This is a genomic window from Bacillus aerius (assembly GCF_029894105.1).
Lineage (GTDB): Bacteria > Bacillota > Bacilli > Bacillales > Bacillaceae > Bacillus > Bacillus altitudinis.
Genome location: NZ_JARYHO010000001.1, coordinates 3,799,021 through 3,820,935 on the forward strand (window position 1 = coordinate 3,799,021; position 21,915 = coordinate 3,820,935).

Annotated in this window: 16 protein-coding genes, 3 tRNA genes, 2 rRNA genes, 1 other RNA gene, 1 pseudogene and 1 other annotated feature; of the genes and pseudogenes, 18 read left to right on the forward strand and 5 right to left on the reverse strand. The window is 43.0% G+C overall.

The genetic code is table 11. The features are described from left to right. Window positions 1-74: 74 nt before the first annotated feature. Both guaB and M2353_RS19660 read left to right on the forward strand, forming a co-directional pair. The gene (gene guaB, locus M2353_RS19655; RefSeq protein ID WP_008342039.1) at window positions 75-1,541 is read left to right on the forward strand and encodes an IMP dehydrogenase; all 1,467 of its coding nucleotides are present in this window, start codon (window positions 75-77) and stop codon (window positions 1,539-1,541) included. Between the two features lie 160 nt (window positions 1,542-1,701). After that, window positions 1,702-3,027, forward strand: a complete 1,326-nt coding sequence (locus tag M2353_RS19660; RefSeq protein WP_041506556.1) for a D-alanyl-D-alanine carboxypeptidase family protein — start codon at window positions 1,702-1,704, stop codon at window positions 3,025-3,027. 41 nt (window positions 3,028-3,068) lie between these two features. Here M2353_RS19660 and pdxR read toward each other — a convergent pair whose 3' ends face one another. Then, the gene (pdxR, locus tag M2353_RS19665) at window positions 3,069-4,547 is read right to left on the reverse strand and encodes a MocR-like pyridoxine biosynthesis transcription factor PdxR (protein ID WP_041506555.1); all 1,479 of its coding nucleotides are present in this window, start codon (window positions 4,545-4,547) and stop codon (window positions 3,069-3,071) included. Window positions 4,548-4,793: 246 nt separating this feature from the next. On the opposite strand from pdxR, the gene pdxS reads away from it, so the two are divergent. The 5 genes and pseudogenes from pdxS (at window position 4,794) to M2353_RS19690 (ending at window position 8,974) form a co-directional block, all read left to right on the forward strand. Then, the gene (gene pdxS / locus M2353_RS19670) at window positions 4,794-5,678 is read left to right on the forward strand and encodes a pyridoxal 5'-phosphate synthase lyase subunit PdxS (protein WP_041506554.1); all 885 of its coding nucleotides are present in this window, start codon (window positions 4,794-4,796) and stop codon (window positions 5,676-5,678) included. Between the two features lie 20 nt (window positions 5,679-5,698). Then, window positions 5,699-6,289: a pyridoxal 5'-phosphate synthase glutaminase subunit PdxT gene (gene pdxT, locus M2353_RS19675; RefSeq protein ID WP_284725954.1), complete on the forward strand. Its 591-nt coding sequence runs from the start codon at window positions 5,699-5,701 to the stop codon at window positions 6,287-6,289. A gap of 53 nt (window positions 6,290-6,342) precedes the next feature. Beyond that, window positions 6,343-6,558, forward strand: a binding site (T-box leader). A gap of 48 nt (window positions 6,559-6,606) precedes the next feature. Further along, on the forward strand, window positions 6,607-7,881 hold the full coding sequence (gene serS, locus M2353_RS19680) for a serine--tRNA ligase (RefSeq protein ID WP_008342028.1): 1,275 nt from the start codon (window positions 6,607-6,609) through the stop codon (window positions 7,879-7,881). Window positions 7,882-8,480: 599 nt separating this feature from the next. Next, window positions 8,481-8,792, forward strand: a pseudogene (locus tag M2353_RS20310) (methyl-accepting chemotaxis protein); the annotation flags it as partial. 89 nt (window positions 8,793-8,881) lie between these two features. Beyond that, window positions 8,882-8,974 (forward strand) — tRNA-Ser (locus M2353_RS19690). Window positions 8,975-9,058: 84 nt separating this feature from the next. On the opposite strand, the gene M2353_RS19695 is transcribed toward M2353_RS19690, so the two are convergent. The 4 genes from M2353_RS19695 to M2353_RS19710 all read right to left on the reverse strand — a co-directional run bounded on the left by M2353_RS19695 (window position 9,059) and on the right by M2353_RS19710 (window position 12,319). Next, window positions 9,059-9,718, reverse strand: coding sequence for a deoxynucleoside kinase (locus M2353_RS19695; RefSeq protein ID WP_024719578.1), 660 nt, complete (start codon window positions 9,716-9,718; stop codon window positions 9,059-9,061). Then, window positions 9,715-10,338, reverse strand: coding sequence for a deoxynucleoside kinase (locus tag M2353_RS19700; protein ID WP_284725956.1), 624 nt, complete (start codon window positions 10,336-10,338; stop codon window positions 9,715-9,717). Before M2353_RS19700 ends, M2353_RS19695 begins: the two co-directional genes overlap by 4 nt. Window positions 10,339-10,417: 79 nt before the next feature. Next, complete coding sequence (locus M2353_RS19705; RefSeq protein ID WP_151023375.1) at window positions 10,418-11,665, reverse strand: glycoside hydrolase family 18 protein; 1,248 nt, start codon at window positions 11,663-11,665, stop codon at window positions 10,418-10,420. A gap of 99 nt (window positions 11,666-11,764) precedes the next feature. Continuing rightward, window positions 11,765-12,319, reverse strand: coding sequence for a cysteine hydrolase family protein (locus M2353_RS19710; protein WP_284725957.1), 555 nt, complete (start codon window positions 12,317-12,319; stop codon window positions 11,765-11,767). 79 nt (window positions 12,320-12,398) lie between these two features. On the opposite strand from M2353_RS19710, the gene tadA reads away from it, so the two are divergent. The 11 genes from tadA to M2353_RS19765 all read left to right on the forward strand — a co-directional run bounded on the left by tadA (window position 12,399) and on the right by M2353_RS19765 (window position 21,910). Next, window positions 12,399-12,875, forward strand: a complete 477-nt coding sequence (gene tadA / locus M2353_RS19715) for a tRNA adenosine(34) deaminase TadA (protein ID WP_008342015.1) — start codon at window positions 12,399-12,401, stop codon at window positions 12,873-12,875. A 76-nt stretch (window positions 12,876-12,951) separates the two neighbouring features. Then, window positions 12,952-13,216: signal recognition particle sRNA large type (gene ffs / locus M2353_RS19720), an RNA gene on the forward strand. A 330-nt stretch (window positions 13,217-13,546) separates the two neighbouring features. Further along, the gene (dnaX, locus tag M2353_RS19725) at window positions 13,547-15,259 is read left to right on the forward strand and encodes a DNA polymerase III subunit gamma/tau (RefSeq protein WP_008342013.1); all 1,713 of its coding nucleotides are present in this window, start codon (window positions 13,547-13,549) and stop codon (window positions 15,257-15,259) included. A 25-nt stretch (window positions 15,260-15,284) separates the two neighbouring features. Further along, window positions 15,285-15,608, forward strand: coding sequence for a YbaB/EbfC family nucleoid-associated protein (locus M2353_RS19730; protein ID WP_008342011.1), 324 nt, complete (start codon window positions 15,285-15,287; stop codon window positions 15,606-15,608). A gap of 15 nt (window positions 15,609-15,623) precedes the next feature. After that, the gene (recR, locus tag M2353_RS19735) at window positions 15,624-16,220 is read left to right on the forward strand and encodes a recombination protein RecR (protein WP_003218094.1); all 597 of its coding nucleotides are present in this window, start codon (window positions 15,624-15,626) and stop codon (window positions 16,218-16,220) included. Window positions 16,221-16,238: 18 nt separating this feature from the next. Further along, complete coding sequence (locus tag M2353_RS19740; protein ID WP_008342008.1) at window positions 16,239-16,463, forward strand: YaaL family protein; 225 nt, start codon at window positions 16,239-16,241, stop codon at window positions 16,461-16,463. Between the two features lie 66 nt (window positions 16,464-16,529). Then, window positions 16,530-16,793: a pro-sigmaK processing inhibitor BofA family protein gene (locus M2353_RS19745; RefSeq protein ID WP_012009068.1), complete on the forward strand. Its 264-nt coding sequence runs from the start codon at window positions 16,530-16,532 to the stop codon at window positions 16,791-16,793. A 276-nt stretch (window positions 16,794-17,069) separates the two neighbouring features. Next, a 16S ribosomal RNA gene (locus M2353_RS19750) occupies window positions 17,070-18,618 on the forward strand. A 96-nt stretch (window positions 18,619-18,714) separates the two neighbouring features. Beyond that, window positions 18,715-18,791, forward strand: a tRNA-Ile gene (locus tag M2353_RS19755). Between the two features lie 14 nt (window positions 18,792-18,805). Further along, window positions 18,806-18,881 (forward strand) — tRNA-Ala (locus tag M2353_RS19760). Between the two features lie 98 nt (window positions 18,882-18,979). Beyond that, window positions 18,980-21,910, forward strand: a 23S ribosomal RNA gene (locus tag M2353_RS19765). The 16S and 23S rRNA genes sit together here with 2 tRNA genes alongside, the layout of an rRNA operon. Window positions 21,911-21,915: the final 5 nt, after the last annotated feature.

Sequence of the window (21,915 nt, forward strand, 5' to 3'; positions counted from 1 at the left end):
TTGCTTCCTTGACATGCTGTTTCCTAGTTGATAATCTACATATAATATTTTGCCGAAAAGAGGGGGATTTACTAATGTGGGAAAGTAAATTTTCAAAAGAAGGTTTGACGTTTGACGATGTGTTGCTTGTTCCAGCAAAGTCTGAGGTGCTTCCGCGTGATGTCAATTTATCAGTTGAGTTAACAAGCACTTTAAAGCTGAACATTCCAATTATTAGTGCAGGAATGGATACTGTGACGGAATCGCAAATGGCGATTGCAATGGCACGTCAAGGTGGTCTTGGAATCATCCATAAGAACATGTCTATTGAGCAGCAAGCTGAACAAGTGGACAAAGTAAAACGTTCAGAGCGTGGTGTTATTACAAATCCATTTTTCTTAACACCGGATCATCAAGTATTCGATGCAGAACATTTAATGGGTAAATATCGTATTTCTGGTGTACCGATTGTTAATAACGAACAAGATCAAAAGCTTGTTGGGATTATTACGAACCGTGACCTTCGTTTTATTTCGGATTATTCAATGAAGATTAGCGACGTGATGACAAAAGAGGAACTTGTGACAGCTTCTGTTGGAACAACATTAGAAGAAGCTGAAAAAATCCTTCAGCAATATAAAATTGAAAAATTACCTCTTTTAGATGACGAAGGAACATTAAAAGGTCTCATCACCATCAAAGATATTGAAAAAGTGATTGAATTCCCTAACTCCTCTAAAGATGCACATGGCCGTTTAATTGTTGGTGCCGCTGTAGGTGTCACTGGCGATACAATGACTCGTGTGAAAAAATTAGTAGAAGCCAATGTTGATGTGATCGTCATTGATACAGCACACGGTCATTCTCAAGGTGTTCTAGACACTGTATCGAAAATCCGTGAAACGTATCCTTCTCTTAACATCATTGCTGGTAACGTTGCAACAGCTGAAGCAACAAAAGCATTGTTTGAAGCTGGAGCAGATATTGTAAAAGTGGGTATTGGACCAGGATCGATTTGTACAACACGTGTTGTTGCAGGGGTCGGTGTACCACAAATCACAGCGATTTATGACTGTGCAACAGAAGCAAGAAAGCATGGTAAATCTATTATTGCAGATGGTGGAATTAAATATTCAGGTGATATCGTGAAAGCATTAGCTTCTGGTGGACATGCTGTTATGCTGGGAAGCCTTCTTGCTGGTACATCTGAAAGCCCAGGAGAAACAGAAATTTTCCAAGGCAGACGTTTCAAAGTATATCGTGGTATGGGTTCTGTTGCTGCAATGGAAAAAGGAAGTAAAGATCGTTACTTCCAAGAAGATAATAAAAAATTCGTTCCAGAAGGTATCGAAGGACGTACACCGTATAAAGGACCAGTTGTTGACACTGTTTACCAACTTGTTGGCGGTATTCGCTCTGGTATGGGCTACTGTGGAACACAGGACTTACGTACTCTTAGAGAAGAAGCACAATTCATTCGCATGACAGGTGCAGGTCTTCGTGAGAGCCATCCACATGATGTACAAATTACAAAAGAATCACCAAACTACACAATTTCTTGATAAATTGTGACAATCAAATTACATTTGACAGGGTCTATGACTCTGTCTATTTTTTTTGTCTTTATTGTGATAAAATTTATACTGTTGTGTCGAAATAAGCCCTTGTGGATTAAATATATATGAAAAACGTCGAAAAAAGATGAATACGGAGGTATGACGATTGAACAGCAAGATGTTGAAACAGCTTATGGTCTCTATCCTTGCATTGGCATTGATTGTTACTACATTTACCCCAATGTCCAAAGCAAAAGCGGCTGAAGATCCATTCAATGTGAATGCGAAAGCAGCTATCCTTATTGAAGCTTCTACAGGTAAAATTCTTTATAGTAAAAACGCAGAACAAAGACTGCCTATTGCAAGTATGGCAAAGATGATGACAGAGTATCTATTACTAGAGGCGATTGCTGAAGGCAAAGTGAAATGGGATCAAACATATACGCCAGATGATTACGTGTACGAAATTTCTCAGGACCGCAGTTTATCCAATGTTCCATTGAGAAAAGATGGTTCGTATACTGTCAAAGAACTTTATCAAGCAACGGCTATTTATTCAGCAAATGCAGCAGCAATTGGTCTAGCAGAGGTAATCGCTGGATCAGAATCAAAGTTTGTTGAAAAAATGAATGCAAAAGCAAAAGAACTTGGCTTAACCAATTACAAATTCGTGAATGCAACTGGATTAGAAAATAAAGACTTACATGGCAAACAGCCAAAAGGTACGGGACCTGATGAAGAAAGCGAAGTTTCTGCAAAGGATATGGCTTTGCTTGCACAGCATCTCATCAAAGATCATCCAGAAATTCTTGAAACAGCAAGCATCGCGAAAACAAAGTTCAGAGAAGGCACAGATGACGAAATGGACATGCCAAACTGGAACTTTATGCTTAAAGGACTTGTGAAAGAATATGAAGGCGTAGACGGTCTGAAAACGGGCTCTACTGATTCAGCTGGTTCTAGCTTCACAGGTACAGCAAAACGTGGTGACATGCGTGTGATCGCGGTTGTCCTGAATGCTAAAGGAAATCTTCATACAGCTCGTTTTGATGTGGCGAAAAAATTGTTCGATTATGCCTTTAAAAACTTCACGATGAAAGAAATGTACAAAAAAGGCCAACAAATCAAGGGACATGAAAACATCGAAGTCGATAAAGGGAAAGATAAAGAAGTACCCGTCGTGACGAAAGAAGCTTTCTCTGTACCGGTTAAAAATGGTGATGAGAAGAGCTATAAAGCGAAAGTAAATATTGATAAAAAGAACCTAGAAGCTCCTATTAAAAAAGGAACGAAGGTTGGCATGCTGACGACTTCTTATTCTGGTGATGAGAAGGACTACGGCTATTTGAGTAAAGACCAATCAGGTGTTGAGCTTGTGACGAAAACAGGTGATGAAAAAGCAAACTGGTTCATCCTTGCAATGCGTGGTGTAGGTGGATTCTTCGCTGGCATTTGGGGCGGAATCGTCGACACAGTAAAAGGTTGGTTCTAATAAAAAACTGCTCTCTTTATGTGAGAGCAGTTTTTTTATCGTTAAAAGAAAAGAGATTGTTTGTGGTTTTGAGGTGTAGACAAGGCCTGCTGAAAAATACCACATAACTTTTCCATACCTTCCGTCAGTGCCTTTTCATTCACATAAGAAAAACTGAGACGTATATAATTCTGCTTCGGCTCCCCAGGATAGCAGACAGAGCCAGGCAGGAAGGTGATTTGTTGCTTCCGCGCCTCATGTAATAGGGCACGTGTATCGACCCAGGCAGGAAAGCTAAGCCACAAATTGAGCCCGCCCTGTGGGATTTGCCAGGTGACGTCCTTTGGCGCATGCTTTGTCAACACATCCATCATCAAATCGCGTCTCACCTTCAAGGCAGTTCTTAATTTTTTCGTATGATCGATCATTTTCTTGGAAGTGAGAAACGGTAAGATCGCCTTTTGGGTGAGAAGCGGGCTCCCTAAATCATTATTGGCTTTTGCAGCTAATAAACGGTTAAATATAGAGCCTGACGCTGTAATAATTCCAATTCTGCATCCTGGAGCCAGTGTCTTGCTTAATCCTCGTAAATAAATGACGTGTCCATCGTGATCTAGGCTTTTAATGGGTGCCGGCGGTTTCTTTTCAAAATAAAGCTCACGATAAGGATCATCCTCTACAATGAGACAATCAATGCTTTGTGCCAGTAAAAGCAGCTGTTTTCTTCGTTTCATCGACATACTAGCACCTGTAGGACTGTGAAAAGTAGGAATGGTATAGATGAGCTTTGGTTTATATTTATCACAAATGCTTTGAAGCTGTTTCATGTTCATCCCTTCATGATCGACGGGAACCGTAATAATTCGTGCCCCTCTGCCCATAAAGACATCAATTGCGCCTGGATAGGTGGGCGCCTCCATGACAACTACATCATCCGGCCCGATAAATGTACGTGCTACTAAATCAAGCCCTTGCTGAGAACCGCTAGTGACAAGGATATTTTCAGGAGTAGAAGGGACATCTAATTTTTCTAGAAATGATTGAATGACCTGACGAAGCTGAAGGTCACCTTGTATTTCTCCGTATTTTGACATGATTTGAGGATGCCGGGCTAGGACATGCTGCATTTCTTTTTCTAAATACCGGTTAGGTAAAAGACCAGGATCAATCATAGAGGAAGAAAGATTAATGGCTTCTTCGACATAGTGATACTGAGCGAATTGAGACCTTGGTAAATAATCTGGGATCGATAACTGCCAATCGAAAGAAGTAGATGATTGAACCGGGATGTCGGTTTGCTCATGCTGCTCATTCACAAACGTACCTTTCCCTTGTACAGTCGTTAAAAATCCGTCGTCCTTAAGCCGTGTATATGCTTTTGCTGCTGTGACAAGACTTACATTTAGCTGTTTCGCTAGATCACGTACAGTCGGCAGCTTATCGCCTTGCTGAAGCAGACCTGATTGAATGTGATCAACGATGGAAAAGTAAATCTGATTCGAAAGAGATGTATCTGAATGTCGATGGATATCAATATGCATGAAAATCCTCCAATGGGTGTGGAATTGTTATAGATGGTTTCGAATTGTTATAGATGCATTATAACATGTTAATAACACTTAAAAGAGGGAATGATGCCTTTTTAACTATGAAACCTTGATATATAAGGGTTTCTTCTTTTTTATGAGCTAATTGAATTGTTATACTATTCTCTTTATTGTTATACTCTATCGCTTGTATGATAAAGGTGTTGAATCAATCGAATAGACAAATGGGAGGAAACAATTGTGAGCAATAAGGGAACTGAACGAGTAAAACGTGGAATGGCAGAAATGCAAAAAGGTGGCGTCATTATGGATGTCGTCAATGCTGAGCAGGCAAAAATCGCAGAAGAAGCAGGCGCAGTGGCAGTGATGGCACTAGAACGGGTACCAGCTGATATCCGTGCAGCAGGCGGTGTTGCCCGTATGGCAGACCCAAGAATCGTGGAAGAAGTACAAAATGCAGTAACGATTCCAGTCATGGCAAAAGCACGTATCGGCCACATCGTGGAAGCTCGTGTTCTTGAAGCACTTGGTGTTGATTATATTGATGAGAGTGAAGTGCTGACGCCCGCAGATGAGGAATTCCATTTAAATAAAAATGAATACACGGTTCCTTTCGTATGTGGCTGCCGTGATCTAGGTGAGGCGACTCGTCGTATTGCAGAAGGTGCATCTATGTTGCGTACAAAAGGTGAGCCTGGTACAGGAAATATTGTAGAAGCTGTTCGTCATATGAGAAAGGTCAATGCTCAAATTCGTAAAGTGTCGGCAATGAGTGAAGATGAATTGATGACAGAAGCCAAGAATCTGGGCGCACCTTATGAATTATTGCTTCAAATTAAAAAAGATGGCAAATTGCCAGTTGTAAACTTTGCTGCTGGAGGTGTTGCAACACCAGCAGATGCAGCACTAATGATGCAGCTTGGAGCAGATGGTGTATTTGTCGGCTCTGGTATCTTCAAATCAGACAATCCAGCTAAGTTTGCAAAAGCAATTGTAGAAGCAACGACTCATTTCACAGATTACCGTCTAATTGCAGAGCTTTCTAAAGAGCTTGGAACAGCGATGAAAGGAATTGAAATTTCAAATCTATTGCCAGAAGAGCGTATGCAAGAGCGTGGCTGGTAATTAAGGGAGCGCAAACGAACATGCTAACAATTGGTGTACTAGGGCTTCAAGGAGCGGTGAGAGAGCATATTCAATCGATTGAAGCTTGTGGCGCAGCGGGAAAGATCATCAAGCGGGTAGAGGAGTTAGAAATTGTTGACGGTCTCATTATCCCTGGTGGTGAAAGTACGACGATGAGAAGACTCATGGATACGTACCAATTCATTGAACCGATTAAAGCGTTCGCTGCTCAAGGTAAACCGATATTTGGGACTTGTGCCGGTTTGATTATGCTGGCAAAGCATATAGAAGATCGAGAAGATGCTCATCTTGGACTGTTAAATGTATCTGTTGCACGTAATTCGTTTGGCAGACAGGTAGACAGCTTTGAAGCAGATGTAGAAGTGAAAGGACTGGATGCGCCGTTTACAGGAGTGTTCATCCGTGCGCCTCATATCATCAGCGCAGATGAGAGCGTAGAGGTCATGGCTGAGTATGACGGCAGGATTGTGATGGCGAAAGAAGACAATATCTTAGGTTGTTCTTTTCATCCAGAGCTGACGGACGACCATCGGTTAACACAGCTGTTTGTTGAGATGGTGGAGTCCTATAAAACGAAGCTTGTTGTATAAAACGGTTGAAAAGAGATAAAACTTATAGTACATTAAAATCACAATCAAAGATCGAAAAAGCGTTGACGGGAAATAGTAAGAAGCCCCTCTTTCTCAGAGAGCCGATGGTTGGTGAGAATCGGTGAAAGATGCATTCTGAATCCATCCTTGAGCGAAATGCTGAAACATGAAGTAAGCATTTACGGTGATGCCGTTACAGAGGAAAGAGGAAAGCATGCTTTTGGCGTGTTTTCAATCAGGGTGGCAACGCGAGAGCTCTCGTCCCTTTCATGGGATGAGGGCTCTTTTTATTTTTCGATAAAAAAGGAGTGTTACACATGCTGGATATTAAACAACTGCGCACGGATTTTGATCAAATCAAAGAAAAATTAGCCCATCGAGGCGAAGATTTAGCGGATTTTGATAAGTTTGGTGAGCTGGATCAAAAAAGAAGAGAATTAATCGGCAAAACGGAAGTATTAAAGAGCCGAAGAAATGAAGTATCACAGCAAGTGGCTGTTCTAAAAAGAGAAAAGAAAGACGCTGATCACATTATTCAAGAAATGCGTGAGGTAGGCGATGAGATTAAGAAGTTAGATGATGAATTAAGAACAGTAGAGGAAAGCCTGCAAACCATCCTATTCTCAATTCCAAACATCCCTCATGACTCTGTACCAGTCGGTGAAACAGAAGATGACAACATTGAAGTGAGAAAATGGGGCGAACAGCCAGCCTTCTCATTTGAACCAAAGCCGCATTGGGATGTAGCCGATGAGCTGAAGATTTTGGATTTTGAACGTGCAGGAAAAGTGACAGGAAGCCGTTTCGTTTTTTATAAAGGGCTAGGCGCACGGTTAGAGCGTGCACTTTATAACTTTATGCTGGATTTACACGTAGATGAATTTGGTTTTACTGAAGTACTACCACCTTATATGGTCAACAGAGCAAGCATGACAGGAACTGGACAGCTTCCAAAGTTTGAAGAGGATGCTTTTAAAATTCGAGAAGAAGATTATTTCCTCATTCCAACGGCTGAAGTGCCAATTACGAACATGCACCGTGATGAAATTCTTGAAGGAGAGCAGCTGCCAATCAATTATGCAGCGTTTAGTGCTTGCTTTAGATCAGAAGCTGGTTCTGCTGGCAGAGATACGCGCGGACTCATCCGTCAGCACCAATTTAACAAAGTAGAGCTTGTGAAATTTGTCAGACCAGAAGATTCTTATGAAGAATTAGAGAAACTAACAAACCAAGCAGAGAAAGTTCTTCAATTATTGAACCTGCCATACCGTGTCATGAGCATGTGTACAGGAGATTTAGGCTTTACGGCTGCGAAGAAATACGATATCGAAGTGTGGATTCCGAGCCAAAATACGTATCGTGAAATTTCTTCTTGTAGTAACTTTGAAGCGTTCCAAGCGAGACGAGCAAACATTCGTTTCCGCCCTGAGCCTAAAGCAAAGCCAGAACACGTCCACACATTAAATGGATCTGGTTTAGCAGTAGGAAGAACTGTTGCAGCCATTTTAGAAAACTATCAACAAGAGGATGGAACAGTGATCATTCCTGAGGTGTTACGTCCTTATATGGGAAATAAAGAAGTGATAAAATAAGATGCCGTCATGGCATCTTATTCTTTTTACCTAAACTTCTACAGCTTTTCTAAAATAAGCCGATAAAAGAACTAAAAGCATCTAGGAAAGAAGGAATAACCTTGAATAGGCTTGACTATTATGTTGAAATGGCTCAATTACTCAGAAAAGTTCTAGATGAAAGTGTCCTTTTCGGCATCACTGATACGGAAAAGGTACTTTGCTATTATCCATCGACCACAGTAGATTTTGGCATTAAAGTAGGGGACGCTTTAAACCCAGAGGACCAAAACGTGGCGACGACATTAAGAGGACAAGAATATGATGGGCATTTGCCAGAGTCTTTATATGGTTATGAAATTGCTGTAAAAGGTTATCCGATTTTTGATGAAGATAGAAAAGTGATTGGCTCTTTTTTAGTGGCTTTTTCACATCATCGTGAGAAGAAATTAAGCGGCTATATGGAACATATCAATAAAGTAGCGAAAGAATTACAAGGTGGAATCGAGCAAATTGCTGCTCATTCTCAAGAACTGGCTGCGACAAGCTTAGAAATTAGTGAGCAGGCCGGAAGAGCAGAAGAGAAATCCGCAAACATTGAAGAAGTCGTCAAAACCATTGGCGGTATTGCGAGACAAACAAACCTGTTAGGACTCAATGCTGCAATTGAAGCGGCAAGAGCAGGTGAAAATGGAAAAGGCTTTGCTGTTGTTGCAGACGAGGTACGAAAGTTATCAGATGGATCAAAGGAAGCAGCTGAAACCATTAATGCATTTTTAAAAGAAATCCAAGACAGCATTGGCACTTTATCTGAAAATATCTCACAAATCAGCAGTTCAACAAACGAACAAGCTAAACAAGTGACAGACTTTACAAAGATAATTGAGTCATTAAATGATTTTAAAGAAGAGATGAATCTTTTTATAGGCTAAACATCATACCAAAATCAAATGTTGAAAATTTTTTCGAAAAGATGTTGACTTAAAATAAGATGATATGATATATTAATTCTTGTCAATACGGAGGAATACCCAAGTCCGGCTGAAGGGATCGGTCTTGAAAACCGACAGGGGTGTCAAAGCCCGCGGGGGTTCGAATCCCTCTTCCTCCGCCATATTGATTTTACCTTAGTTGAATTGAAACGCATAAAAATTGGAAATTGTCAAACCGCTGCATTCGAGAAATGCAGCGGTTTTTTTTATTTTGTGTTAGAGCGATTTTTTTGAATAACAGAAGCAATTTCATGAAGAATTGGATCAAGTGAGCTTTCATCATGAAGTAAGTCATAATCTTCAATGTTAATTTTAATCACAGGGCACAGATCAAATTGTTCAATCCATTCTGTATATCGAGTGTACATTTCTTCCCAATATGCTCGATCGGTTTGAGTTTCCATCTCTCTCCCGCGCTCTTCAATACGATGTAATATATGATCTAAATCCCCATGTAAGTAGATAAGGACATCTGGGTGAGGGAAGTAAGGTGTCATCACCATCGCCTCAAATAGACTCGTATACGTTTCATAGTCTACCTCTGACATGGTACCTTTGTCTGCGTGCATTTTAGCAAAAATACCAGTGTCCTCATAAATGGACCGATCTTGTACATAACCTCCACCAGACTCGAAGATTCGTTTCTGCTCCTTAAAACGTTCAGCTAGAAAATAGACCTGTAAATGAAAGCTCCATCTTTGGAAATCTGAATAAAAAGGCTCTAAGTATGGATTATCATCTACTTTTTCGAGAGAAGTTTGAAACCCTAGCTTGTCCGCTATTGTTTTCGTCATGGTCGATTTTCCGACACCAACTGTCCCTGCAATTGTAATGACAGCATCCTTTGGTATTTCAATATTTTTCATAGTACTTGCTCCTTTATGTTCTGTACAATTTGCTGGTAATCTTGCTGTGAGGAAACGAAGTCTGTATGATCGCCTTCAATTGTAATGATAGGAAGACCTGGGTCAGTTTGTTTTAAATGCTCGATGGCTAACTCATAATCTTCAATCAGGGTTTTTAAATAAGCTGGATCAATGTCTTCTTCAAAAGATCGGCCTCTCATCTTTATTCTATCAAGTAAGGTGGGAAGGCTGGCTTTTATATAGATCATGGCATTTGGTTTAGGAAGATCATCTGTCAGCAAGTGATAGATCTTTCTGTATTTATCCATGTGCTTTTTAGATAAGGTTCTTTCTGCAAAGATCATATTTTTATAGACATGATAATCAGTGACAATCGGCTGCTGTTTTTTGACATAATTCTCTACAATAGATTCTAACTGTTTAAACCGATTGCATAGAAAGAACATCTCAAGCTGAAAGCTCCATTGTTCCATATCTTCATAAAATTTATCTAAGAATGGATTTTCTTCTACAATTTCTTTTACTAAAGGAAATTGAAATTCCTTTGAAAGCATTGTAGCCAAGGTTGTTTTTCCGGCTCCAATTGGGCCTTCCACTGCAATAAAAGGGGCAGGATACATAGGCGTTCTCCTCTATCTATAAAGTTGTCAAACCAATGTATATTGTACCATACCCCTTCTGAGAGATAGAGCGTATGAATTACGATGTCGTTCTTTTTTCAATATTAAATTGATCTGATAACAACAACCAGTTTTGTGGGAAGGATAGACCTAATTTCCAGTAAGCAATTCCATTTAGGTTTAACTCTTTAATGAGATTAAATTTGGCTTGAATGGATCTTGCATCTTCAAACCAAACCTCGTGTTCTTTGTTGTTAGCATCTGTATAACGGAAATAAGGTGCTTGTGCTGTTTCGTCATATAAAATGGATACATTATTCTCTCTAGCAATGGCGATCGCTTGTTGAGGGCTGACGGCTTTGGCGATAGGGCCTCCTTGAACATAAGGGAGTGTCCAATCATATCCATATAAATTCTGCCCCATCACAATTTTATTGGCAGGTATGACAGTCAGTGCATATTCAATGACTTGGCGGACAGGGCCGATCGGAGAGACGGCTTGTGCAGGCCCGCCGCTGTAGCCCCACTCATAAGTCATTAGCACAACATGATCAACAATCTTTCCAATTGCTTCATAGTCATGCGCCTCATACCATTTTCCTTTCTGTTCACTGCTTGTTTTAGGAGCGAGTGCCACAGAAATAGTCCAACCCTGTTGATGAAAACGAGTTGTTGCTTCTCTTAAAAATTGAAGGTAGGCTTCTTTATCAACAGGGCGTAAATATTCAAAGTCAAAATGGATTTCTTTTAATTGATACTTTTGAGCAACGCGGACGATTTCATTTAATAATGTCGTTTTGACAGATTGATTTGTTAAAAGGATTCGCCCGAGTTCATCACTAAATTTATCATTCTCTAGATTTGTGACTACCATGGATAAAACCGTTCTGCTTTGAGCGGCAATCTGAGGCAATTGATCTAATGGTGGCTCGCGAAGTGTTCCGTCTCTTTGCGCTTGAAAACTAAAAGCGCCGAGATGTGTTAAGTATGGAGATGCCTCTCTGGCTGCTTGCTTTAAATTTTCGCTGACTTGGTTTCCGCGTGGTTCTATATAAGCATTAGAATTAATATTTCTTTTCGGTCTTTGTGGAATATAAAGCAAGAAGCGAATAGGCAATATAGCTTCAGGTCGAATCCGATTCACACGTGCCAATTCTTCTACCGAAATTTGAAATCTTCTTCCAATTTGATAAAGTGTATCATTTTGTTTGACCTCATAAAATTGACCTCTAATAGGGATGACAATTGTTTGTCCAACGACTAGTTGATTTGGTGTTTCGATGTCGTTGGTCCGAATGATTTCATTTACCGTTGTTTTAAAACGCATGGCAATCTCATTTAACGTATCTCCTCTTTTGACAACATAAATTTGAATGGTCAACGCCCCCTTTGTTATTGCTAACAATTTATGAGGGTGATGGATAAATCATGTTTGATTTTCATCCGTGATCTCTTTAGTGGTTGTGATTTTGGCGAGAAGAACGTTCTCCATCATCGTTAAAGCGTACTCGTTGTCCCTATCATCATTTGAAGCAATACAATCTTTAGGTACAGTGAGGTTGTACTCTCGCATGTAAGCGTCATTTGCAGTGAATAGGACACAGATGTTTCCGGCAATTCCAGTTAAAATAAGTTCTTGCACACCTAATTCATTTAGGAGTGTCTCTAGTGCTGTTCCGTAAAAGGCAGAGTACTTAGGTTTAATTAAGAAGTAATCATCTTTAGATGGTGCCATTTGCTCTAAAATAGGGGCACTTCTTTCGTTTTTACATGTTTCCATAACAGCTTTGATATCAGCCTTCCAGAGTCCATAGTGGTCGTTGATATAGATAATTGGCCAATTTTTCTTGAAAGCGTGTTGTTTAAGGGCTAAAATTTTATTGGTCATTTGCTCTGTTTTTTCAGCGAGCACATGTCCCATTTCGAAATCAAAATTATTGATCATGTCAATAATAAGCAGTGCCTTTTGTTGTTTTGGCAAATCAAGACCCCCTTTAAAAGATTGTGATAATATGTTAACCTCAATATCCTTTAAAAAAACATGAAAAGAGAGCCGTGCTATGACGAAAGATGAACAGTTTATGCAAGAAGCTATTTCTGAAGCTTTGAAAGCAAAACAAATAGGAGAAGTTCCAATCGGTGCCGTCATCGTTGTTGATGATCAAATTGTAAGCCGTGCTCACAATTTAAGGGAAAGTGAACAGCGATCAATTGCTCATGCGGAATTACTTGCTATTGATGAAGCGTGTAAAATGACTGGTAGCTGGCGTTTAGAAGATGCTGTACTTTATGTGACACTCGAACCGTGCCCAATGTGTGCAGGCGCTATTGTACTTTCAAGAGTGAAAAAGGTCGTTTTTGGTGCCTATGATCCTAAAGGTGGATGTGCTGGTACTTTAATGAATTTATTGGACGATGAGCGGTTCAATCATCAGTCTGAAGTCATTGGCGGTGTGCTTGAAAATGAGTGTGGTGAGCTGTTAAGTCAGTTCTTTCGAGACCTCCGTCAGCGGAAGAAGCAAGCGAAAAGTAAATGAATGGATGTCGTTTGCAATTTTATCACTTAGAAGGTATACTTATGTCTGCGTCACCAACAATTTAATATTCATTTTGCCGTGCTAAGCGGGGAGGTAGCGGTGCCCTGTACTCGCAATCCGCTCTAGCGAGGCCGAATCCCTTCTCAAGGTTCGTTTACTTCAAGGTCTGCCTTAAATAAGTGGTGTTGACGTCTGGGTCCTGCGCAATGGGAATTCATGAACCATGTCAGGTCCGGAAGGAAGCAGCATTAAGTGAAACCTCTCATGTGCCGCAGGGTTGCCTGGGCCGAGCTAACTGTTTAAGTAACGCTTGGGGTAGCGAATCGACAGAAGGTGCACGGTAAATCAATATTAAATGTAACTCATCTAGTTTATCTAGGTGAGTTTTTTGTTGCTATTGAAAGAATATATCGGTTGCTTTGTTTATACAAATAGCAAAAAAGCCATTTTCGGGTGAGGTATTTTTGAAGCAATCTATAAAGGGAACGAATGTTCTTGTTGATCTGGCAGGCATTTTCAGAGAGCAAGAAAACACGTTTTTTAATCAAGAAAAGTAATAAGTCTTTAAAGGAAATGCTCTTTTTCGTTTATTAGAAAATAAAGGTGTACTTTTGAATTGATCGTTGCATCATGTATAATGAACATGATGATAAATGGAGGAGGGCGTATTTGTGAGTTATCAAGCTTTATACCGAGTGTTCAGACCTCAAGTTTTTGAGGATGTTGTTGGACAAGAACACATCACAAAAACGTTGCAAAATGCCCTTTTGCAGAAAAAGTTTTCTCATGCTTACTTATTTTCAGGTCCTAGAGGAACAGGTAAAACAAGTGCTGCCAAGATTTTTGCGAAAGCAGTGAACTGTGAAAAGTCACCTGTTAGTGAGCCGTGTAATGAGTGTGATGCCTGTAGAGGGATTACGACCGGTTCGATTTCAGACGTGATTGAAATAGATGCTGCCTCAAATAACGGGGTAGATGAAATTCGGGATATACGTGATAAAGTGAAATTTGCTCCTTCAGCGGTTACATATAAGGTTTATATTATAGATGAGGTACATATGCTCTCTATCGGGGCATTTAATGCACTTCTTAAAACGCTAGAGGAACCACCTGCTCATTGTATCTTTATTTTGGCTACCACAGAGCCTCATAAGATTCCTCTTACCATCATATCAAGATGTCAGAGATTTGATTTTAAACGGATCACGACAAAAGATATTGTTGGACGAATGGAGAAAATTGTAGATGCAGAAAGCCTAAATATACAAGAGGGTTCACTCGAGATTATTGCTAGTGCGGCAGATGGAGGCATGCGTGACGCACTCAGTCTCCTTGACCAAGCGATCTCATTTAGTGGTGAACAGCTCACAATTGATGATGCACTGCTCATTACAGGTGCTGTATCTCAGCATTTCATTAGTCAGCTTGCTGAAGCCATTTTTGAGCAAAATATTGCGATAGCGCTGGATACGTTAAATGAATTGCTTCAACAGGGGAAAGATGCCGCAAAATTAATAGAGGATATGATCTTCTACTTTAGAGATATGCTTCTTTACAAAACAGCACCGGATCTTGAAGGTGTCCTTGAAAAAGTCAAAGTCGACGATAAGTTTGTGGCTCTTTCAGAACGTGTGGCACCTCAGTTTCTTTATGAAACGATTGAAGTGCTGAATAAAAGCCATCAGGAAATGAAATGGACAAACCATCCTAGAATTTTCTTTGAAGTAGCTGTGGTTAAGCTCTGTCAGTCAACGGCTGGTGCTGTATCATCTCCGGCTGATTCCGACCTAACAGCGTTAACGAATAAAATAGACAGGCTGGAACAGGAGCTATCTAGGCTAAAAGCTGAGGGTGTTCCAATGACTCAGTCTCAGAGTCCTCAAGCAAAAACGGAAGCACCTCGACCTCAAACGAGTAATAAAAATGGTTATCGTGCACCTGTCGGTCGAATTCATGAGATTTTAAAAGAAGCGAAGCGGCCGGAGCTAGAAAAAATAAAAGGCAAATGGGGAGAGCTTCTTGCCCAATTAAAACAGCAAAATAAGGTATCTCACGCTGCGCTATTAACAGATAGTGAACCAGTTGCGGCGGCAACTCATGCCTTTGTTTTAAAATTCAAATTTGAAATACATTGTAAGATGGTGGCTGAAGATAAAAGTGGTGTTCGAACCAATCTTGAGCAACTGCTAGAATCTATGCTAGGAAAAAGAGTGGAATTAGTTGGCGTTCCTGACGCTCAATGGGGTAAAATAAGAGAAGAATTTTTAAGAGATCATCAGCCTGAAGAACAAGCAGATGGTCAGGCAGCTTCTGCTGAAGAAGATCCATTAATTGCAGAAGCAAAGAAGTTAGTAGGAACCGATTTAATTGAAATTAAAGATTAACAATTTGAAAGAGAGTGGTGTTCATATGCGCGGTGGAATGGGAAATATGCAAAAAATGATGAAACAAATGCAAAAAATGCAGAAGGATATGGCTAAGGCTCAAGAAGAGCTTGCAGAAAAAGTCCTTGAGGGTACGGCAGGTGGCGGCATGGTCACTGTAAAAGTAAATGGACAAAAAGAAGTCGTTGATGTGGCGATTAATGAAGAAGTTGTTGATCCTGAAGACATCGATATGCTTCAAGATCTTGTACTTGCAGCAACAAATGATGCATTGAAAAAAGTTGATGAACTAACAAATGAAACAATGGGTCAATTCACAAAAGGAATGAACATGCCAGGTTTATTCTAGGAGGAATAACTGAAGATGCAATATCCTGAACCAATATCAAAGCTGATTGATAGCTTTATGAAATTGCCAGGAATCGGACCTAAAACTGCGGTCCGTCTGGCTTTTTTTGTTCTTAGTATGCAAGAAGATGTCGTGCTGGATTTTGCGAAGGCACTTGTTAATGCAAAGCGTAATTTAACTTATTGTTCTGTTTGCGGACATATCACCGATCAGGATCCTTGCTATATTTGTGAAGATACAAGAAGAGATCAATCTGTGATCTGTGTCGTGCAGGATCCAAAAGATGTGATCGCAATGGAAAAAATGAAAGAATACAACGGCTTATATCATGTGCTTCATGGTGCTATTTCACCAATGGACGGAATTGGGCCAGAGGATATTAAAATTCCTGACCTATTAAAAAGATTGCAAGACGATCAAGTCACAGAGGTCATTCTTGCAACCAACCCAAACATTGAGGGAGAAGCGACAGCCATGTATATCTCTAGATTGTTGAAACCATCAGGAATTAAACTCTCTCGCATTGCTCACGGACTCCCAGTAGGTGGAGATTTAGAGTATGCGGATGAAGTCACACTTTCTAAGGCTCTAGAAGGCAGACGTGAGATGTAGGAAGGAGAAGTACGGTACATGGGTTTTCTTCGCAGAAAATCAATTCGAAAAGAATTCGATGAGATATTAATTCAACAGCTTTTTAAGCAAAAGGAAGAATGGAACAGACAAAAAAAGCTTGTCGCAAATAGCGTTGAGCCTTCACCGGACATTCTATTCGAATTAAAGCTTGCTCAAGCGAAGTACTTTTTCTATCTGAGAGAAGCGAAAAAGAGAAATTTACGTTTAAACAACTGGAGATAGCAGGTCTATTTTCCATAATCCTCTCATATGCTTGTACTATTCATATGAAGAGGAGATGAGAGGATTATGGAACCTGTTATTGTGATTGGTTCAATTTTGTTAGCTGTTTTATTGTTGTTTATGTCGGGTGTTCAAGCAAATCCATTCAAATGGTTAGGGCTTATCGGAATAAAATTTGTCGCAGGCGCTCTTTTTTTATTTTGTCTCAATTTATTCGGCGAGAGTTTAGGGCTTCATGTTTCCATTAACCCTGTAACGAGCGGAATTAGTGGTTTGTTGGGCATTCCAGGTGTAGCAGCTTTAGTCGTAATTGAAAAGTTTATTATTTAATGCAAAATATTGTTGACTTTGATTATATATGGTGGTAAATTAATATACGTCGCTGATGACGAAGAAACGAAAAAACATAATAGCAAAAAAGTTGTTGACACTAACAACTTGGATGTGATAAGATGTTCTAGTCGCTTCTGAAGCGGTAAACAAGTTCTTTGAAAACTAAACAAGACAAAACGTACCTGTTAATTCGAGTTTTTATAAAAAAATCCTATGATACATCATAGGTAGTCAGTCAAACACTGACGAAAAACAAAACTTCGGTTTTGTACTTTTTCGGAGAGTTTGATCCTGGCTCAGGACGAACGCTGGCGGCGTGCCTAATACATGCAAGTCGAGCGGACAGAAGGGAGCTTGCTCCCGGATGTTAGCGGCGGACGGGTGAGTAACACGTGGGTAACCTGCCTGTAAGACTGGGATAACTCCGGGAAACCGGAGCTAATACCGGATAGTTCCTTGAACCGCATGGTTCAAGGATGAAAGACGGTTTCGGCTGTCACTTACAGATGGACCCGCGGCGCATTAGCTAGTTGGTGAGGTAACGGCTCACCAAGGCGACGATGCGTAGCCGACCTGAGAGGGTGATCGGCCACACTGGGACTGAGACACGGCCCAGACTCCTACGGGAGGCAGCAGTAGGGAATCTTCCGCAATGGACGAAAGTCTGACGGAGCAACGCCGCGTGAGTGATGAAGGTTTTCGGATCGTAAAGCTCTGTTGTTAGGGAAGAACAAGTGCAAGAGTAACTGCTTGCACCTTGACGGTACCTAACCAGAAAGCCACGGCTAACTACGTGCCAGCAGCCGCGGTAATACGTAGGTGGCAAGCGTTGTCCGGAATTATTGGGCGTAAAGGGCTCGCAGGCGGTTTCTTAAGTCTGATGTGAAAGCCCCCGGCTCAACCGGGGAGGGTCATTGGAAACTGGGAAACTTGAGTGCAGAAGAGGAGAGTGGAATTCCACGTGTAGCGGTGAAATGCGTAGAGATGTGGAGGAACACCAGTGGCGAAGGCGACTCTCTGGTCTGTAACTGACGCTGAGGAGCGAAAGCGTGGGGAGCGAACAGGATTAGATACCCTGGTAGTCCACGCCGTAAACGATGAGTGCTAAGTGTTAGGGGGTTTCCGCCCCTTAGTGCTGCAGCTAACGCATTAAGCACTCCGCCTGGGGAGTACGGTCGCAAGACTGAAACTCAAAGGAATTGACGGGGGCCCGCACAAGCGGTGGAGCATGTGGTTTAATTCGAAGCAACGCGAAGAACCTTACCAGGTCTTGACATCCTCTGACAACCCTAGAGATAGGGCTTTCCCTTCGGGGACAGAGTGACAGGTGGTGCATGGTTGTCGTCAGCTCGTGTCGTGAGATGTTGGGTTAAGTCCCGCAACGAGCGCAACCCTTGATCTTAGTTGCCAGCATTCAGTTGGGCACTCTAAGGTGACTGCCGGTGACAAACCGGAGGAAGGTGGGGATGACGTCAAATCATCATGCCCCTTATGACCTGGGCTACACACGTGCTACAATGGACAGAACAAAGGGCTGCGAGACCGCAAGGTTTAGCCAATCCCACAAATCTGTTCTCAGTTCGGATCGCAGTCTGCAACTCGACTGCGTGAAGCTGGAATCGCTAGTAATCGCGGATCAGCATGCCGCGGTGAATACGTTCCCGGGCCTTGTACACACCGCCCGTCACACCACGAGAGTTTGCAACACCCGAAGTCGGTGAGGTAACCTTTATGGAGCCAGCCGCCGAAGGTGGGGCAGATGATTGGGGTGAAGTCGTAACAAGGTAGCCGTATCGGAAGGTGCGGCTGGATCACCTCCTTTCTAAGGATATATGGAGCAGCGTACGTTTTTCGTCTTGTTTAGTTTTGAAGGAACTTGCAAAAGATCCTACAACATCATATCTTCGATATGAAAGATGGGCCTGTAGCTCAGCTGGTTAGAGCGCACGCCTGATAAGCGTGAGGTCGGTGGTTCGAGTCCACTCAGGCCCACCATCTTCTATTAAATCGGGGCCTTAGCTCAGCTGGGAGAGCGCCTGCCTTGCACGCAGGAGGTCAGCGGTTCGATCCCGCTAGGCTCCACCAACGTGTTCTTTGAAAACTAGATAACAATAAGTAATACATTCACATTGAATGCAATGCAAAGTTCATCACACATAGTGATTCTTTCTAAAGTAAGAAATGGTTAAGTTAGAAAGGGCGCACGGTGGATGCCTTGGCACTAGGAGCCGATGAAGGACGGGACGAACACCGATATGCTTCGGGGAGCTGTAAGCAAGCTTTGATCCGGAGATTTCCGAATGGGGAAACCCACTGCTCGTAATGGAGTAGTATCCATACTTGAATACATAGAGTATGAGAAGGCATACCCGGGGAACTGAAACATCTAAGTACCCGGAGGAAGAGAAAGCAAATGCGATTCCCTGAGTAGCGGCGAGCGAAACGGGAACAGCCCAAACCAAGAGGCTTGCCTCTTGGGGTTGTAGGACACTCTATACGGAGTTACAAAGGAACGATATAAGCGAAGAGGTCTGGAAAGGCCCGCCAAAGAAGGTAACAGCCCTGTAACTGAAATGTTGTTCTCTCCAGAGTGGATCCTGAGTACGGCGGAACACGTGAAATTCCGTCGGAATCCGGGAGGACCATCTCCCAAGGCTAAATACTCCCTAGTGACCGATAGTGAACCAGTACCGTGAGGGAAAGGTGAAAAGCACCCCGGAAGGGGAGTGAAATAGATCCTGAAACCGTGTGCCTACAAGTAGTCAGAGCCCGTTAACGGGTGATGGCGTGCCTTTTGTAGAATGAACCGGCGAGTTACGATCCCGTGCAAGGTTAAGCAGAAGATGCGGAGCCGCAGCGAAAGCGAGTCTGAATAGGGCGCATGAGTACGTGGTCGTAGACCCGAAACCAGGTGATCTACCCATGTCCAGGGTGAAGTTCAGGTAACACTGAATGGAGGCCCGAACCCACGCACGTTGAAAAGTGCGGGGATGAGGTGTGGGTAGGGGTGAAATGCCAATCGAACCTGGAGATAGCTGGTTCTCTCCGAAATAGCTTTAGGGCTAGCCTCAAGGTAAGAGTCTCGGAGGTAGAGCACTGATTGGACTAGGGGCCCCTACCGGGTTACCGAATTCAGTCAAACTCCGAATGCCGATGACTTATCCTTGGGAGTCAGACTGCGAGTGATAAGATCCGTAGTCGAAAGGGAAACAGCCCAGACCGCCAGCTAAGGTCCCAAAGTATACGTTAAGTGGAAAAGGATGTGGAGTTGCTTAGACAACCAGGATGTTGGCTTAGAAGCAGCCACCATTTAAAGAGTGCGTAATAGCTCACTGGTCGAGTGACTCTGCGCCGAAAATGTACCGGGGCTAAACGTATCACCGAAGCTGCGGACTGTTCTTACGAACAGTGGTAGGAGAGCGTTCTAAGTGCAGTGAAGTCAGACCGGAAGGACTGGTGGAGCGCTTAGAAGTGAGAATGCCGGTATGAGTAGCGAAAGACGGGTGAGAATCCCGTCCACCGAATGCCTAAGGTTTCCTGAGGAAGGCTCGTCCGCTCAGGGTTAGTCGGGACCTAAGCCGAGGCCGAAAGGCGTAGGCGATGGACAACAGGTTGATATTCCTGTACCACCTCCTCACCATTTGAGCAATGGGGGGACGCAGGAGGATAGGGTAAGCGCGGTATTGGATATCCGCGTCCAAGCAGTTAGGCTGGGAAATAGGCAAATCCGTTTCCCGTGAAGGCTGAGCTGTGATGGCGAGCGAAATTTAGTAGCGAAGTTCCTGATTCCACACTGCCAAGAAAAGCCTCTAGCGAGGTGAGAGGTGCCCGTACCGCAAACCGACACAGGTAGGCGAGGAGAGAATCCTAAGGTGATCGAGAGAACTCTCGTTAAGGAACTCGGCAAAATGACCCCGTAACTTCGGGAGAAGGGGTGCTTCTTAGGGTGTTAAAGCCCCGAGAAGCCGCAGTGAATAGGCCCAGGCGACTGTTTAGCAAAAACACAGGTCTCTGCGAAGCCGTAAGGCGAAGTATAGGGGCTGACGCCTGCCCGGTGCTGGAAGGTTAAGAGGAGCGCTTAGCGTAAGCGAAGGTGCGAATTGAAGCCCCAGTAAACGGCGGCCGTAACTATAACGGTCCTAAGGTAGCGAAATTCCTTGTCGGGTAAGTTCCGACCCGCACGAAAGGCGCAACGATCTGGGCACTGTCTCAACGAGAGACTCGGTGAAATTATAGTACCTGTGAAGATGCAGGTTACCCGCGACAGGACGGAAAGACCCCGTGGAGCTTTACTGCAGCCTGATATTGAATGTTGGTACAGCTTGTACAGGATAGGTAGGAGCCTTGGAAACCGGAGCGCTAGCTTCGGTGGAGGCATCGGTGGGATACTACCCTGGCTGTATTGACCTTCTAACCCGCTGCCCTTATCGGGCAGGGAGACAGTGTCAGGTGGGCAGTTTGACTGGGGCGGTCGCCTCCTAAAATGTAACGGAGGCGCCCAAAGGTTCCCTCAGAATGGTTGGAAATCATTCGCAGAGTGTAAAGGCACAAGGGAGCTTGACTGCGAGACCTACAAGTCGAGCAGGGACGAAAGTCGGGCTTAGTGATCCGGTGGTTCCGCATGGAAGGGCCATCGCTCAACGGATAAAAGCTACCCCGGGGATAACAGGCTTATCTCCCCCAAGAGTCCACATCGACGGGGAGGTTTGGCACCTCGATGTCGGCTCATCGCATCCTGGGGCTGTAGTCGGTCCCAAGGGTTGGGCTGTTCGCCCATTAAAGCGGTACGCGAGCTGGGTTCAGAACGTCGTGAGACAGTTCGGTCCCTATCCGTCGCGGGCGCAGGAAATTTGAGAGGAGCTGTCCTTAGTACGAGAGGACCGGGATGGACGCACCGCTGGTGTACCAGTTGTTCTGCCAAGGGCATCGCTGGGTAGCTATGTGCGGACGGGATAAGTGCTGAAAGCATCTAAGCATGAAGCCCCCCTCAAGATGAGATTTCCCATTCCGCAAGGAAGTAAGATCCCTGAAAGATGATCAGGTTGATAGGTCTGAGGTGGAAGCGTGGTGACACGTGGAGCTGACAGATACTAATAGATCGAGGACTTAACCTATATTC

Coding starts and splice junctions, on each gene's coding strand:
- M2353_RS19740 (WP_008342008.1), top strand. CDS start 16,239: ATGGGTTTTCTTCGCAGAAAATCAATTCGAAAAGAATTCGATGAGATA.
- M2353_RS19700 (WP_284725956.1), bottom strand. CDS start 10,338: ATGTATCCTGCCCCTTTTATTGCAGTGGAAGGCCCAATTGGAGCCGGA.
- M2353_RS19745 (WP_012009068.1), top strand. CDS start 16,530: ATGGAACCTGTTATTGTGATTGGTTCAATTTTGTTAGCTGTTTTATTG.
- guaB (WP_008342039.1), top strand. CDS start 75: ATGTGGGAAAGTAAATTTTCAAAAGAAGGTTTGACGTTTGACGATGTG.
- M2353_RS19705 (WP_151023375.1), bottom strand. CDS start 11,665: ATGCGTTTTAAAACAACGGTAAATGAAATCATTCGGACCAACGACATC.
- serS (WP_008342028.1), top strand. CDS start 6,607: ATGCTGGATATTAAACAACTGCGCACGGATTTTGATCAAATCAAAGAA.
- M2353_RS19695 (WP_024719578.1), bottom strand. CDS start 9,718: ATGAAAAATATTGAAATACCAAAGGATGCTGTCATTACAATTGCAGGG.
- pdxR (WP_041506555.1), bottom strand. CDS start 4,547: ATGCATATTGATATCCATCGACATTCAGATACATCTCTTTCGAATCAG.
- tadA (WP_008342015.1), top strand. CDS start 12,399: ATGACGAAAGATGAACAGTTTATGCAAGAAGCTATTTCTGAAGCTTTG.
- pdxT (WP_284725954.1), top strand. CDS start 5,699: ATGCTAACAATTGGTGTACTAGGGCTTCAAGGAGCGGTGAGAGAGCAT.
- M2353_RS19730 (WP_008342011.1), top strand. CDS start 15,285: ATGCGCGGTGGAATGGGAAATATGCAAAAAATGATGAAACAAATGCAA.
- recR (WP_003218094.1), top strand. CDS start 15,624: ATGCAATATCCTGAACCAATATCAAAGCTGATTGATAGCTTTATGAAA.